12 protein-coding genes are annotated in these 13,466 nt (G+C 70.9%); 5 read left to right on the forward strand and 7 right to left on the reverse strand.

Annotated elements, in window-relative coordinates; all coding sequences use genetic code 11:
• Positions 1-52: 52 nt before the first annotated feature.
• Genes Dfulv_RS46825 through Dfulv_RS46835 form a run of 3 tightly spaced genes read left to right on the forward strand, consistent with a single transcriptional unit; the run spans position 53 to position 2,368 of the window.
• A complete protein-coding gene (locus Dfulv_RS46825) occupies positions 53-553 on the forward strand; it encodes a GNAT family N-acetyltransferase (RefSeq protein ID WP_259860249.1) in 501 nt (166 codons plus the stop codon).
• Between the two features lie 57 nt (positions 554-610).
• A complete protein-coding gene (locus Dfulv_RS46830) occupies positions 611-1,132 on the forward strand; it encodes a SigE family RNA polymerase sigma factor (protein WP_259860250.1) in 522 nt (173 codons plus the stop codon).
• A 3-nt stretch (positions 1,133-1,135) separates the two neighbouring features.
• Positions 1,136-2,368, forward strand: a complete 1,233-nt coding sequence (locus Dfulv_RS46835) for a hypothetical protein (protein ID WP_259860251.1) — start codon at positions 1,136-1,138, stop codon at positions 2,366-2,368.
• 17 nt (positions 2,369-2,385) lie between these two features.
• Here the strand turns inward: Dfulv_RS46835 and Dfulv_RS46840 are convergent, their stop codons facing one another.
• Together Dfulv_RS46840 and Dfulv_RS46845 are read right to left on the reverse strand one after the other, a co-directional pair.
• A complete protein-coding gene (locus Dfulv_RS46840) occupies positions 2,386-3,612 on the reverse strand; it encodes an FAD-binding oxidoreductase (protein ID WP_259860252.1) in 1,227 nt (408 codons plus the stop codon).
• A gap of 144 nt (positions 3,613-3,756) precedes the next feature.
• A complete protein-coding gene (locus tag Dfulv_RS46845) occupies positions 3,757-4,725 on the reverse strand; it encodes an alpha/beta hydrolase family protein (RefSeq protein ID WP_259860253.1) in 969 nt (322 codons plus the stop codon).
• Positions 4,726-4,877: 152 nt separating this feature from the next.
• Between Dfulv_RS46845 and Dfulv_RS46850 the strand changes: the two genes are divergently transcribed.
• A complete protein-coding gene (locus tag Dfulv_RS46850; RefSeq protein ID WP_259860254.1) occupies positions 4,878-6,956 on the forward strand; it encodes a S9 family peptidase in 2,079 nt (692 codons plus the stop codon).
• Positions 6,957-7,602: 646 nt separating this feature from the next.
• Here the strand turns inward: Dfulv_RS46850 and Dfulv_RS46855 are convergent.
• The 4 genes from Dfulv_RS46855 to Dfulv_RS46870 all read right to left on the reverse strand — a co-directional run bounded on the left by Dfulv_RS46855 (position 7,603) and on the right by Dfulv_RS46870 (position 12,358).
• Positions 7,603-8,559, reverse strand: a complete 957-nt coding sequence (locus tag Dfulv_RS46855; RefSeq protein ID WP_259860255.1) for a threonine ammonia-lyase — start codon at positions 8,557-8,559, stop codon at positions 7,603-7,605.
• Between the two features lie 74 nt (positions 8,560-8,633).
• The gene (locus tag Dfulv_RS46860) at positions 8,634-9,608 is read right to left on the reverse strand and encodes a TAXI family TRAP transporter solute-binding subunit (protein ID WP_406568062.1); all 975 of its coding nucleotides are present in this window, start codon (positions 9,606-9,608) and stop codon (positions 8,634-8,636) included.
• Positions 9,608-10,024 (reverse strand): roadblock/LC7 domain-containing protein, encoded by a 417-nt coding sequence (locus Dfulv_RS46865; RefSeq protein ID WP_259860257.1) that lies wholly within the window; start codon positions 10,022-10,024, stop codon positions 9,608-9,610. The genes Dfulv_RS46860 and Dfulv_RS46865 overlap by 1 nt, the downstream gene beginning before the upstream one ends.
• Positions 10,025-12,358 (reverse strand): sensor histidine kinase, encoded by a 2,334-nt coding sequence (locus Dfulv_RS46870; RefSeq protein ID WP_259860258.1) that lies wholly within the window; start codon positions 12,356-12,358, stop codon positions 10,025-10,027.
• 248 nt (positions 12,359-12,606) lie between these two features.
• On the opposite strand from Dfulv_RS46870, the gene Dfulv_RS46875 reads away from it, so the two are divergent.
• Positions 12,607-13,011, forward strand: coding sequence for a hypothetical protein (locus Dfulv_RS46875; protein ID WP_259860259.1), 405 nt, complete (start codon positions 12,607-12,609; stop codon positions 13,009-13,011).
• A 191-nt stretch (positions 13,012-13,202) separates the two neighbouring features.
• Here Dfulv_RS46875 and Dfulv_RS46880 read toward each other — a convergent pair whose 3' ends face one another.
• On the reverse strand, positions 13,203-13,430 hold the full coding sequence (locus tag Dfulv_RS46880) for a hypothetical protein (RefSeq protein WP_259860260.1): 228 nt from the start codon (positions 13,428-13,430) through the stop codon (positions 13,203-13,205).
• Positions 13,431-13,466 lie beyond the last annotated feature (36 nt).

A 13,466-nucleotide genomic window follows, 5' to 3' on the forward strand; every position in this document is an offset into this window, starting at 1 on the left:
GCACCCGCGAGCGAGTGTACCGTTGGCGTTTGACCATCTCGGGAGGTTTTCGGTGCTGCGCGACGCTTTTGACACGGATGTGGAAACCATCCGCCAATGGCGTAACCACCCGAAGACCCGCGGGGCGAGCATCTACACCGCTTACATCACTCCTGAGGGTCATGCGCGGTGGTGGACGAAGGTCCAGGCAGACCCGACCAAACGGGTGCTGATCTTCTCGTACTGCGGCCAGGACTCCGGCGTGGTGACCTTCAACGACCACGACGCGGCCGCGGGCACCGCCGAGTGGGGCTTCTTCCTCGACGTCGACGGCCTGACCGAGCGTGGTGAGCTGCTGCCGGCGTGGATGGAACTGGAGAAGGCGGCGGTGACCTACGCGTTCGACGAGATGCGGCTCAAGTCGTTCGGCGGGCGCACGCTGGCATGGAACAAGCAGGTGATCGCCCTGCACCGCCGCTTCGGCTTCGTGGAGGTGCCGGAGCGCGCCTACACGACGGAGATCGACGGTCAGGAGCAGTCCGTCGTGTGGACCGAGAAGACGCGTACAACCTAAGCGCACCCGGCGACCGTCTGAGGGTGGACCAGATCCCCGACGGGAGGAGCGCCTCGGATGGGCCGGGATCAAGCGGAGCAGGAGTACGTCGAGTACGTCACGGCGCGGCTGCCGGCGCTGCGCCGTCTCGCATACGTGCTGAGCGGCGACTCCCACCGCGCCGACGATCTCGTCCAGCAGACCATCACCACGCTGTTCGTGCGGTGGTCGAAGATCCGGCAGGCGGATCACCTGGACCGATATGTGCGGAGCATGCTGGTGAACACTTTCATCGACGAGCGCAGGCTCGCCTGGGCGAAGGTGCGGCTCTTCGCGGAGCCGCCGCAGTCCGTGGCACCCGAGCCGGACAGCGTGGAGGACCGCTCGGTCCTGCGCGCCGCCCTCGCCCGGGTGCCCCGCCGCCAGCGGGCGGTGCTCGTGCTGCGGTTCATCTACGACCTGCCCGTCACCGAGGTCGCCGACATGCTCGGCGTCTCGACCGGCACGGTGAAAAGCCAGACCTCCCACGGGTTGACAGCGCTGCGACGGCTGCTCGACGAGCAGACGGTCGCGGCCCTGAGCGACGCACAGGAGCGATAATCAATGCATATCGATGAATCCAACGCCGGCGAACTGCTGGGACCCCTTTCCACCGATCCACTTCAGCCGTCGTCGATCGACGTCGGGCGGGCCATGCAGGAGGGACGCCGGCGGCGGGCCCGCCGGACCGCGGTGACCTCCGGGGTCGCCGGGCTGACCGTGCTCGCCATGGCCGGCGTGCCGGTGGCGATCACCTCGATGCAGAAGACGGACAACTCCACACTGGTTGAGGCATCGGCAAGCGCTGCGCCGCCTGCCACCGCCGCACCATCTGCTTCGCCACCTGTCACGGCCGCACCGTCAGCAAGCTCGCCACCGCCGAAGGCGCCGCCCGTGCCGACCTCCTGCAAGGCGGAGCGGCTGCCGATCCCGGACAACGTCACGATGGCTCTGGTCACGGCGGCCGACCCGACCGGCCGGACGATCTTCGGCCGGTCGTACCCGCAGCCCGGCACAAACCAGGTCATCCTCTGGCGGGACGGCAAGGCGACCAAGATCGACGTGCCCGGTGACGCCCAGGCCATCAACTCGGTCAACGCCGGGGGCACGGCCGTCGGCGAGAGCACCGTCGACGGCAAGCCGGTCGCCTGGCTCTTCAGCGACGGCAAGGTCACCCGGCTTCCCGGCGGTGACGGCGCCACGGCCGAGGGCATCAACGCCGGCAACGTCATCGTCGGCAGTCGCAACCGGCGACCGCTGATCTGGCGGACCCCGGCGTCCGACCCGGTGGAACTCCCGCTGCCGGACGGGGCGAGCAACGGCGAGGCGCACGCGATCGACGACGACGGCACCGCGGTCGGCACGATCACGACCGGCACGGGCAGCGTGGCCTACGCCTGGGCAGCCGACGGCACCGGCCGGATCCTGCCGACCGTCGGCGACCCAGGCAACCTCGGCTACACGGCGTTCACGGTCCGCAACGGCTGGGCCACCGGCGTCAGCACCGCCACGGGGTTGCGCTGGAACCTGCGCACCGGGCAGGTCGAGGCGGTGCCGGGGATCAACATCCGGCCCAGCACCGCAAACACCTCCGGCTGGATGGTCGGCACGGACATGCAGGGCCGCGGCGTGCTCATCGCGGCCGGCCGGACGCTCGTGCTGCCGGACGTGTTCGTCCACAGGCCCGGCGGATTCTCCAACCTGCCAAAGACGATCAGCGACGACGGCAGGGTGCTTGCCGGCCAGGCGGACGACACCGACCATGTGATCCACGCCGTCGTCTGGCGCTGCTCGTAGGTCTGCTGATCGCAGGCTCACGAAGGGTCGGGCAGGCGGCCCGGTGCGAGGCGGTCCTCGGGGTCGAGGGCCAGCTTCAGCCGGGCCGCCGCGTCCGTCAGGTGCCCCGGCCCGTAGGTCTCCACCAGGTCGCGCAGCTCCACCGGGGCGCGCAGCAGCGTGCAGCCCCCACCGCCCCGGGCGAGCAGGACCGTGCGGGCCGCGGTCAGCATCCCGTCGAGCCGCTCCGGCGCGATCGAGTCCGGCAGCGCGACGGCGGCGACGCCCAGCCCGACCGACCCGCGCACGGGCACCGGCATCCCGGCCGCGTCCCGCAGCGCGTAGACGACCGCGAACAGCTCGCTCGGCCGGCCCCAGATCTTCAGCGCGACGTCGTCGACCCCGAACGGATACCGCCCCCACCAGGCCGGCGGCAACTGCTCGACGGTCGCACCACCACCGAGGAGCTTGGCGGCCGCCTCGGCGCGGGCCAGGGCGGCCTCACGCGAGCCCTCGAAGAGCGCGGAGAGCTCCGCAGGACGGGCCCCGGATCCGCCGGGAAGGTCGGCCTCGATCGCGGCCGGTTCCAGCGACGATCCGACGACGGCCTCGGTGAGCTGCTGCACCTCGCGCGGCGTGGAGACCGGGCGGACGACCCAGGCCCGGGCGGCGGGCATCGGCTCCAGCCGGACGGTCGCCTCCGTGATCACGCCGAGCGTGCCGTACGACCCGCAGGCATCCCGGGCGAGATCGTGCCCGCCGACCTGCCGCTCCAGGCTGCCCTCGTCGAGCGCCATCCGCACCCCGACGACGAGGTCGCGCGGTGCACCGAACCGGTGGCGCAAGGGGCCGGCCTCGCCGGTCGCGAGGACACCACCCAGCGTCGCGCCCGGCGACCCGACGTCGAGCGGCAGCCGCTGGCCTTCACGCAGCAACCGCGCCCGGATCGCCCGCATCGGCGTGCCCGCCGCGATCGTGGCGGTCAGCTCGCCGGGCGAATGCTCGAGCACCCCGGTCAGCCGGGCGAGGTCGAGCAGGATGTCCACATGTGTGGGCGGCGCGCCCCAGTCGAGCTTGGTGCCGGCTCCGGTGGGCACGACCGACAGGCCCTCGGCCGCGGCGAACCGCAGCACCTCGGACACCTCGTCGGCGTCGCCAGGCGACACCACCCAGCCGACCGGCACCCCGTCGACGGTGTCGGCCCGCCCCGCCTCCCAGACGTGGTCAGGACCGCATGCCGTCGCCAACGCCTCGATCACCGTCACCGCTGCTCCCGCTTCCCTGTTCACCAAACCGCCACCGTGACTGCGGGGAAGATCGGTCGAAGGGAATCGCGGTAGCCAATCCTGGCTTTCCCAAAGACGCGCTCGAACGAATATCGAACATGCGTTCGAGAGCCTATGCCGTGGCTACTTCAGTCGCAAGGCCTTCTTGAAGAACGCCACCCGGTCGGTGCCGGCAGGGGCGAAGCCGACCAGGTCGTGGCCGGTGTCGTAGTCCTTGCGCTCCTTCGTCCCGGCGACGGCGTCCGCCAGCTCGGTCCGCTCCGCCTCCGGCACGATCTGGTCCTGCCGGCCGAACTGAAGCAGCACCGACCGTTTGCCACCGGCCGCGACGTAGGGACCGGCGTCGAACCGGCCGACCGCGTCCAGGTAGGCGTGCCAGTCGGGCGGCACCTGCTGCTTGACCATCCATCGGGAGATACGGCCGGTACCGGAGGCCAGCACCACGGCGGTCAGCCGGGTCTCCAGCCCGAGCAGGATCGCGCCCTGGGCCGCGCCCCAGCTGTGGCCGGCGAACCCGATCCGCGAGCCGTCACAGTCTGAACGGCGGGTGAGCAGGTCGAGGGCGCGCCGCTGGGCGACGACCGAGTCGGCGACGGCCTTCGCGTCGGCCGCGGCGTCGCCGGTCGGCTTGAGCGGCAGGCCCGGCACACAGACCAGGGCGCCGTGCCGTGCGAGCGCCATGGCCTCCTCGAGCAGCGTGTCCCGGTTGCCGTCGCTGCCGGGGGCGTAGACGACGGCGGGCAGCCGCCCGGTGACCGACGCCGGGCCGACCACGTAGGCCGGGACCTCGTCGTGGCCGCGGGTGTCCGAATACGTGACGTCCTCGAGGATCACGCCGTCGCCGGTGCGCTTGTCGGTGAGCATCGTGTTGAGGGTGGCGTTCTTGTCGTAGTTGAAGAGCTTCTTCAACTCGGCGAGCGGGACCGCGGCGGGGACATACCCCGAAGGGTCGAACGCCGACGCGGCCTGCCCCGACGGGGCAGGCGAGCCACCCCCCGCCCGTGGTGCTGTCGTCGACCCCTCGGAGCACGCCTGGACCAGCATCCCTGCCAGTCCGATCACCCCGATGTGCAACACCTCACGACGCCGCACCGCATCCCTCCGTGGCCTCGCCCGAACTACGAGACCATGACGGTACCGGCGTCGCTTCCCTCCTGTTGCTGAAGACCGGCGAACGACACCGACGGTTGCCGCCGATTCGATGACACCTAGGTGTCACCCGGAAGCTAGTAACGTTGGCATGCGTGACGAGCGAGCAGCCGCCTATCGCGAAGCGGATCCCCCACGAGCGGACACACCACGGTGACACCGTGGTCGACGAATACTTCTGGCTCCATCAGAAGGACGATCCGGACACGGTGGCCTATCTCGAGGCCGAAAACGCGTTCACCACCGCGGCGACCGCCCACCTTGAGCAGCTGCGCGACACGATCTTCAACGAGATCAAGACGCGCACCAAGGAGACCGACCTCTCGGTGCCCACGCGGAAGGGCGGCTACTGGTATTACACCCGGACGGAGGCCGGCAAGCAGTACGGCATCCATTGCCGTGTGCCGGTGGCCGACGGCCAGCTCGACCCGCCCGACATCGGCGACGGCACGGGCCTGCCCGGCGAGGAGATCCTGCTCGACGGCAACGAGCTCGCCGGCGACTCGGAGTTCTTCGCCCTCGGCACCTTCGACGTGAGCGTCGACGCCAACCTGCTCGCCTACAGCATCGACTTCTCCGGCGAGGAGCGCTTCACGCTGCGGGTCAAGGACCTGCGGACCGGTGAGCTGCTGCCCGACACGATCGAAAACGCGTTCTACGGCTCGGCCTGGTCCGCCGACGGGTCGACGCTGTTCTACCTGACGGTCGACGAGGCGTGGCGGCCGAACAGGGTGTGGCGCCACACGATCGGCACCCCGTCCGCCGACGACGTGGTGGTGCACGAAGAGCCCGACGAGCGCTTCTGGGTCGGCGTCGATCTGACCCGCAGCGAGCGGTTCATCCTCATCGACATCAACAGCAAGGTGACCAGCGAGGTCCTGGTCATCCCGGCCGACGCGCCGACCACGCCGCCGCGCCCGGTGGCGCCCCGCCGGCAGGGCGTCGAATACTCGGTCGAGCACCACGGCCACCGGTTCCTGATCCTGCACAACGACGGTGCCGAGGACTTCGCCCTCGCGTATACCTCGGTCGACAATCCCGGCGCGTGGACCACACTCATCGAGCACGATCCCGGCACCCGTCTGCTCCAGGTGGACGCCTTCTCCGGCCACCTCGTCGTGACGCTGCGCCGCGACGGCCTGACCGGGATTCGGGTGGTGCCGCTGCGCGGCGCCGCGCCCTACGACATCAGCTTCCCCGAGCCGATCTACTCCGTCGGCCCGGAGGCCAACCTGGAATACGACACCACCTCGTTCCGGCTGCACTACGTGTCGCTCGTGACGCCCGACTCGGTGTACGACTGCAACCTGGACAGCGGCGCGCTGACCCTGCGCAAGCAGAAGCCGGTGCTCGGCGACTTCGATCCGACCCGCTATGAGCAGCATCGCGAGTGGGCGATCGCCGAGGACGGCACGCGTGTCCCGATCTCGATCGTGGCGGCGAAGGGCACTCCGCGCGACGGCTCGGCTCCGGCGCTGCTCTACGGCTACGGGTCGTATGAAGCCTCGATGGACCCGTGGTTCTCCATCCCGCGGCTGTCCCTGCTGGACCGCGGCGTGGTCTTCGCGGTCGCCCACATCCGCGGCGGCGGTGAGATGGGCCGCCGGTGGTATGACCAGGGCAAGCTCCTGGCGAAGAAGAACACGTTCACCGACTTCGTGGCCAGCGCCGAGCACCTGGTGAAGGCCGGCTGGACGGCCACCGACCGTCTGATCGCGCGTGGCGGCTCGGCGGGCGGCCTGCTCATGGGCGCGGTGGCGAATCTGGCGCCGGAGTCGTTCGCCGGCATCGTGGCCCAGGTCCCGTTCGTCGACGCCCTCAACACCATCCTCGACCCGTCGCTCCCGCTGACCGTCACGGAGTGGGAGGAGTGGGGCAACCCGCTTGCCGACCCCGAGGTGTACCGCTACATGAAGTCGTACACGCCGTATGAAAACGTGTCAGAGCGCCTGTATCCGGCGATTCTGGCCGTCACGAGCCTCAACGACACGCGGGTCCTCTACCACGAGCCGGCCAAGTGGGTCGCCCGCCTCCGCACCCTGTCCCCGTCGACGGACGTCCTGCTGAAGACCGAGATGGGCGCCGGCCACGGCGGCCCGAGCGGCCGCTACGACGCCTGGCGCGAGGAAGCGTTCATCACCGCGTGGGCGCTCGACAAGCTCGGCAAAACCTAGGGCCTGTTTCGCTTTCCAGTTCCCGAGGTGCCGGTCCGGCGAGTTCTCCCGCTGGACCGGCACCGGCCGTTCGCGGGCGCCGACGGTTGCGGGCTCCGAGGCCGCGCCGATCCGGGGTCTGCGCCGCCAGAAACCCGGCCACACCCATGATCAGGGGAAAGATCGGGTCGTCGGGGCGACCGGATGTTTCCCATGATCATGGGTGGGCGGGCGATGGTGCGCTCCACCGGCGTCGTGAGTGGTCCGCAAGGAGTTGCCCATAACTGATCCACAGGCCCTACGTGGCGAAACGAGGAGATTTTTGCGTCATCCACAAGACACTGTCCCCAGCTGTGGATAACCTGCCGGCAGCCTGTGGATGAGTGCGGATGGGGCTGTGGACAAACACGCGGAGTACGCCTGGGGTTCATCTGCGTATCACCAGGCCGATGGCCATCGGCCACTGAAGATGGTCAATCCGTAGTCAGGTTACGGTGGCGCTGCCCACAGGCATTACCCACAGGCTGTGGATAACCCCGGCTTCCGGCCTGTGGAGGCCGGCGCCCGGGCGGCCCGCAGAGAGAGCCTGGAGATCCGAGAGGAAGCACGGCCCATCAGCCCGCCGTGAGAACGAGTCGGCACGAGGACGGAGCCGGGGGCGGGCCGCCTATGCGAACAGGCGGGAGGCCAGTGCCGGGTCCAGGTTGCCGCCGCTCACCACTGCCACTGTGCGGCCGGCGGGAAGTTCGTCGCGGTGGTGGAGCACCGCTGCCGTGGTCACGGCGCCGCTCGGCTCGGCGATCAGGCGGGCCTTGCCGGCCAGGGTCCGGACCGTCTCCAGGATCTCGTCCTCGCTCACCGTGATGATCGCGTCCAAGTATGCGCTGAGGTGGGCCAGCGTCAGCTCTGACAGCGGGGTCCGCAGGCCGTCGGCCACCGTGCTCAGCATCCTCGCCTCGGGCCAGATGCGGACCATGCCGGCGGCCAGGCTCTCGGCGGCGTCGGCTGCCACCGCGGGCTCGACGCCGATCACGGCGACGTGCGGGGCCAGGGCCTTCACGGCGGTCGCGACGCCGGAGGACAGGCCGCCGCCGCCGACCGGGACGACCACCACGTCGACGCTGGACAGGTCCTCGAAGATCTCCAGGCCCACGGTGCCCTGGCCGGCGATGATGTCCGGGTGGTCGTAGGGCGGGATGAGCGTCAGGCCGCGCTCGGCGACGAGCTGCTGCGCAACGATCTCGCGCTGGGACTGCGGCACCAGGATGACCTCTGCGCCGTAGCCCCGGGTGGCCTCGATCTTCAGCGGCGTCGACACGTCGGGCATGACCACCGTGACCGGGATGCCGAGCGCGCGGCCCGCGTAGGCGAGGGCCTGTCCGTGGTTGCCGGACGAGTGGGTCACCACGCCGGCGTGGCGGCGCTCCAGGTCGAGCCGGTGCAGGGCGTTGGTCGCGCCGCGGAGCTTGAACGCGCCGATGGGCTGCAGGCTTTCCGGCTTGAGCCACAGTTCGTCGGCCCAGGGGCAGGGCAGCAACGGGGTGCGCACCACGAGGCCGGAGATCCGCGCGGCTGCGTCGCGGATGTCGTCCAGGCGAACGAGGTCTTGCTGGAGGGCGGTCACGCCGCCCATCCTGACATCACCCGCTGGTGATCGCCCTCCCCGACAACGGCCAATGAGAGATCCATAACGCTGGACTATCCGCTGCTGTAGTACCTTGCGGCCCCCGGATGGAGGGGGACCGGATCGGTGTCGGGGGCTGTCGCCTTGTCGTAGTTGTTACCCTCCGGGTGAACGCGGGACAGCTCCAGCTGGTGCTCGAACAAAACCTTGGTCAGGTCGTATGCGAGCTGCTCAGGTATGTCGGGCGAGACCACGATGAGGTTGCCGACGACGATCGTGTCGACGTCGGTGGGCGTGTTGTAGGCCGACTTCGGCAGTTTTGCCACTCCGTAGACGGCGCCGTAACGGTACGTCAGCGGCTGTTGCAGTTCGCCGAGCGGCAGGATCGAGAACTGGCCGGGGGCGTTGGCCAGCAGGTCGGTGATGCCGGGCGTGGGCAGGCCACCGGCGAAGAACATCGCGTCGGTGGTGCCGGCCAGCATGCCCTTGGTGGTCTCCGGCAGCGAGAGCCGCTGCCGGACGATCTCGGTGTCCGGGTTGATCCCGCCGGCGAAGAGCAGCCGGCCTGCGGCGATGTCGATACCCGAGCCGGCGGAGCCGGTGGAGACCCGCTTGCCCCGCAGGTCGGTGAACTTCGTGATCTTCGACGTGTTGCGGACCACGAGGTGGATGTAGCTCTTGTAGATCCGGGCGAGCGCCACGACCTTCTGCGGCCGGCCCTCGAACGACCCCTTGCCGGCATACGCGTCGGCGGCGGTGTCCGCCAGCGTCAGCGCGACGTCCATGTCACCGGTGGCGACGCGCTGCAGGTTCTCGCCGGAGGCGCCGGTCGGCTCGGCCCGCGCCTCGTAGCCCGGGACGTGCTTGGTGATGAGATCGGCGTAGCCGCCGCCGAGCGTGTAGAAGACGCCGGTGGTGTTGCCGGTGGCGATGTAGATCCGCCCGCCGTGCCACAGGCCCGCGCCCGGGCGCTGTGGCACGCTCACGCAGCCGGCGAGAAGCAACGCTCCCGCCAGTACCGCTGCGAAGGTTTTGCTCCTCAAACGCATCACCTGGACATCGCGTCGCGCGGCAGCGGATCCAGGGCGTCGGCCACCCGGTGGACCAGCATCGCGGTCTCGTAGCCGACCTGGCCGAGATCACAGCCGGGGGCCGCGAGGACACCGAGAAGGGCGCGGTCGCCGACCGCCATGACGATCATGACGCCGCCGTCCATGTCGACGATCGTCTGCCGCACGTTTCCCGCCTGCATGAGCCGGGCCGCACCGAAGACCAGGCTGGCGAGGCCACTGATGACCGCGGAGAGGTGGTCCGCCTGGTCCACCGGCAGGTCGGCCGAGCTGGCGAGCCGCAGCCCGTCGCCGGAAACGGTGATCACGTGCGCGACGTCCGGCACCTGCCGCGCGAAGCTGGTCATGAGCCAGTCGAGTTGTCCGGCACCGGAGGGTTGCTGTGGCATGGCCATCTACTGATCCTTCTGTCCTGGGGCTGCGCTGTTGGTGCGACGTGCGGCGGCCGAGACGCCCTCGGCGAACGCGGTCAGCCGGGAGCGGATGAGCTCCGGGTCGACCGCGCCGCCACGAGACGTCGGCGGCGGCTGTTCGGTGGTGCCGGGCGCAAGCTGCGCACCGGGCCGGCGGCGAGGAAGGTTCTCTTCGGTCATCGGGCCACCTCCGGCGCTGGATGGGTTTCCCGGGCGTGGCGGCCACTCGCCAGGAGGGCCCCAGGTCGGCTGAGCTGGCGGCGGCGTCGGGGTGGTGCCGCTGCTGAGGTACGGACGGAACCACGGCGCGGCCGGTCGGCTCGCTGCTGCTGCCGCCGCCGGGATGGTGACCGGCTGCGGCTGGGGTGCGGAACGGGGTCGTCCGAGCGGGGCACCGACGGTCGACGGCACGTGGACCGGCTCCTGCCGCTCCGGCTCCTGCCTGGCGGCGGGGCGGGCGGCGGGCAGCGCGCTCATCAGCTCCAGGATGCGGTGCGGCAGGGTCACGTAGGCGACCGTGCCGCTGCCCGTGGCGTGCAACTGGACGCGGATCCCGTGCCGCGCGGCGAGGTGGGAGACCACGTGCAGGCCCATCGTGCCGGCGGCGGCGCTGCTCAGCGTGCTGGGCACGGACAACCGGGAGTTGATCTCGGCGAGTCGGGCCGGCATGATGCCGATGCCGCTGTCGTGGACACGGATCATGGCGCCGTCGACCGTCGCGCGGGCATCGACACGCACCGGCTGGGTCGGCGGGGAAAACGTCGTGGCGTTCTCCAGCAGCTCGGCGAGCAGGTGCACGAGGTCACCGACGACGGGGCCGGTGATCGCCAGTTCGGCGGGCTGCACCTCGACCCGGTGGAAATCCTCGATCTCGGACGCGGCGGCCGCGACGACGGCGCCGATCTGCACCGCCTGGGTGGCCGGGCGGCCGGGCTCGCCGCCGGCGAGGACCAGCAGGTTTTCCCCGTTGCGGCGCAGACGCGCGGCGAGGTGGTCGAGGGCGAACAGACGGGCCAGCACGTCGGGGTCGGTCTCGTCGCGCTCGAACTCGTCGAGGAGCCGCAGCTGGCGGGTGATGAGCGTCCGGATGCGCCGGGCCAGGACCTCGGCCATGCGTGTCACGTCGACCCGCAGCTCGGCCTGCTCGCCCGCGAGGCGCAGGGCCGTGCGGTGCACGGTGGCGAACGCGTCGGCGACCTGGCCGATCTCGTCGTTCGTCGCGGCGATGCCGCGGGTGACGGCCGCCGCGCTCTGGCCGGACTCGGTCGTCGACGGCGCTGCCGAGCCGGTGATCACGGAGTTGATCGCGTCGGGCAGGTCGCGCCGGGCGACCTGCAGGGCCGCGCCCCGCAGCCGGCGCAGCCGCCGCGCGGTCCGTACCGCGAGCGCGATGGCGATGGCGAGCGCGGCGAGACCGAGGACCGCGGTGCCGATCCCGGTCGCCCAGGCGCGGCGGGAGGCGTTGATCGCGATCTCTTCGGCGTGCAGGTCGAGACGGTCGGAGAGGTCGAAGCCGACCAGGTTGAGGCGGCGGATGACGCCGCTCTGCGCCACGAACCACGCGTCGGCGTCGACCTTGAGGCCGCCGGGATTCCGCTCCGCGTCGCGGGCGGCGGCGCTCATCTTGCCGGCGTTGTCGACGTCGCTGCCGCGCATCTCGTTGTCGAAGGCGCGGGCCTCCGCGGCCGTCGCCGCGCGCCGGAACTCGGCCTGCCGCTGCTCACGCGCGCCGCGGATCTCGGACAGGGTGCCGAGCTCCCCCGGCTCGAGGCTGCCTCGGCTGAAGACGGTGCGCAGGAGATCGCGCTCCAGGGCCGCGTAGTGCTCGACGGCGGCGATCGCGGCGACCGCGCGGGCGGCGTTGGCGAGCTCGATGTCCTCGATCTGCGCGGGCACGGCGTCGGCGATGGCCAGCAGCGCCTCCGCCAGCCCGCGGTACACCGGGTCGCTCACCAGCGAGACCGGGGCGCCGTTCTCGGCCGCCTCGCGGGTGCTGCCGAGCCGGCCGTAGAGCTCGTTGGCGGTGCGGATAGCGGGTCCCAGTGCCGGCACGGCCCCGACCGCCTTGCGACTGTCGGCGAGGTACCGGCGGGCGGCCGCATCAGTGCGCTCCCGCTGAGCCACCATGAGCGCGGAGCCGGACTTGCCACCGCGCTGGCGCAACGCCGTCGTCTCGGAGACCTCGCGCTCGAGCTCGTGGACGAAGACCACCGCACTGGTGGCCGTGAGCGCGACGGTACGGGCACGGCCCGCGTCCCTGGCGGCGCCGGTGGCGGTGGCGGCCTGTGCGGTGCTCAGGACGGCGAGGCCGACCATGGCCACGATGATCGGCGCGAGCAGCTGGGTGCGAACCGAGCGCAGCCGGCTGGGACGGAGGCCGCCGCCGCGCCGGTGCCCAGCGACGGACGTGTCAGTGCCGCCCGGGCGGCGCGCCTGACCGCTGCCGCCACCGCGCGGGACCGGAACACTGGGCGAGCCACTGCCTGCCAATCCGGGGCCTCCTCACGACAATCGCGTCAGTCAATATAGGTGTTGACTACCTGTTGAACCGACGGTTGCGGAGCGTGTCGAAGAGAGCGCTCCACCAGCGCAGCGGCAGAGGCTGGGCCACTACGGATCACGATCAGGCACGCTACTGGAAAGCGGCGCTCACGACGAGAGTCGTTGCGCTCATCGGCGGCGCGCAGGAGCCAAACGGCGGAACAATCGATGACTATGCGTCATGGCGCCGTCGCAGTACGAACCAGGCGGCCGCACCGACGATCACGATCACGACGCCGACGCCGGCCCAGGGCATCGATCGGCGGCTCGCCCGCTCCGGCGGCGGCGCGCCGGCGGGTGAGGCTGCATGGCTGGTCAGAGGGGTTGTCGATGCGGACGGCGACGCCGAAGCGGACGCGATCGGGCGCCCCGAGGGCTCCGGGAGGGAGGGCAATGAAGCTAGCGGCGGAATGGAGGACGGCTCATAGCGTGATGGCTGACGACCATCGGGCTCGATGAGTGGTGGCGGGCCGGGCAGGGGAACACCCGGCGGCGGCGTCGGCCCAGGCACCAGCACCAACGACAGCAACAGCAGCGGCTTCACATCCGACCCAACGGCACCGCCGGCGGTCGGTTGAGCCTTTCGGCGCAACCAACCACCGGCGGAAACGTCAGGGAGCTACCGGCGGCGCTGCCCGGTCCGCACGCGGACCGGCGCCGGCTCCTGTTCGCGCAGGTTAAGCACGAACCGGCCCAGCAGCACGGCCGAGACGACCACACACAGCGCCAGCACCGTCGCGGCCACCGCGGCGGCGCCCGACGTCGCCACCCAGGCCGCGTCCGCCAGCAGCACGAGCAGCCAGAGTGCGGCGGTCGCCTTCAGGGCGCGGTTGCGGTATCGAGTCATGTGGGTTCACCTCCGTGCTCCGCTGGATACCCAGAC

The organism is Dactylosporangium fulvum, from assembly GCF_025137375.1.
GTDB classification, from domain to species: Bacteria; Actinomycetota; Actinomycetes; order Mycobacteriales; family Micromonosporaceae; genus Dactylosporangium; species Dactylosporangium fulvum.

What these genes read in the sequence shown, in the direction of transcription:
- Dfulv_RS46830 (WP_259860250.1), top strand. Translation starts at nt 611, where the DNA reads ATGGGCCGGGATCAAGCGGAGCAGGAGTACGTCGAGTACGTCACGGCG.
- Dfulv_RS46835 (WP_259860251.1), top strand. Translation starts at nt 1,136, where the DNA reads ATGCATATCGATGAATCCAACGCCGGCGAACTGCTGGGACCCCTTTCC.
- Dfulv_RS46860 (WP_406568062.1), bottom strand. Translation starts at nt 9,608, where the DNA reads ATGCGTTTGAGGAGCAAAACCTTCGCAGCGGTACTGGCGGGAGCGTTG.
- Dfulv_RS46865 (WP_259860257.1), bottom strand. Translation starts at nt 10,024, where the DNA reads ATGGCCATGCCACAGCAACCCTCCGGTGCCGGACAACTCGACTGGCTC.
- Dfulv_RS46870 (WP_259860258.1), bottom strand. Translation starts at nt 12,358, where the DNA reads ATGGTCGGCCTCGCCGTCCTGAGCACCGCACAGGCCGCCACCGCCACC.
- Dfulv_RS46880 (WP_259860260.1), bottom strand. Translation starts at nt 13,430, where the DNA reads ATGACTCGATACCGCAACCGCGCCCTGAAGGCGACCGCCGCACTCTGG.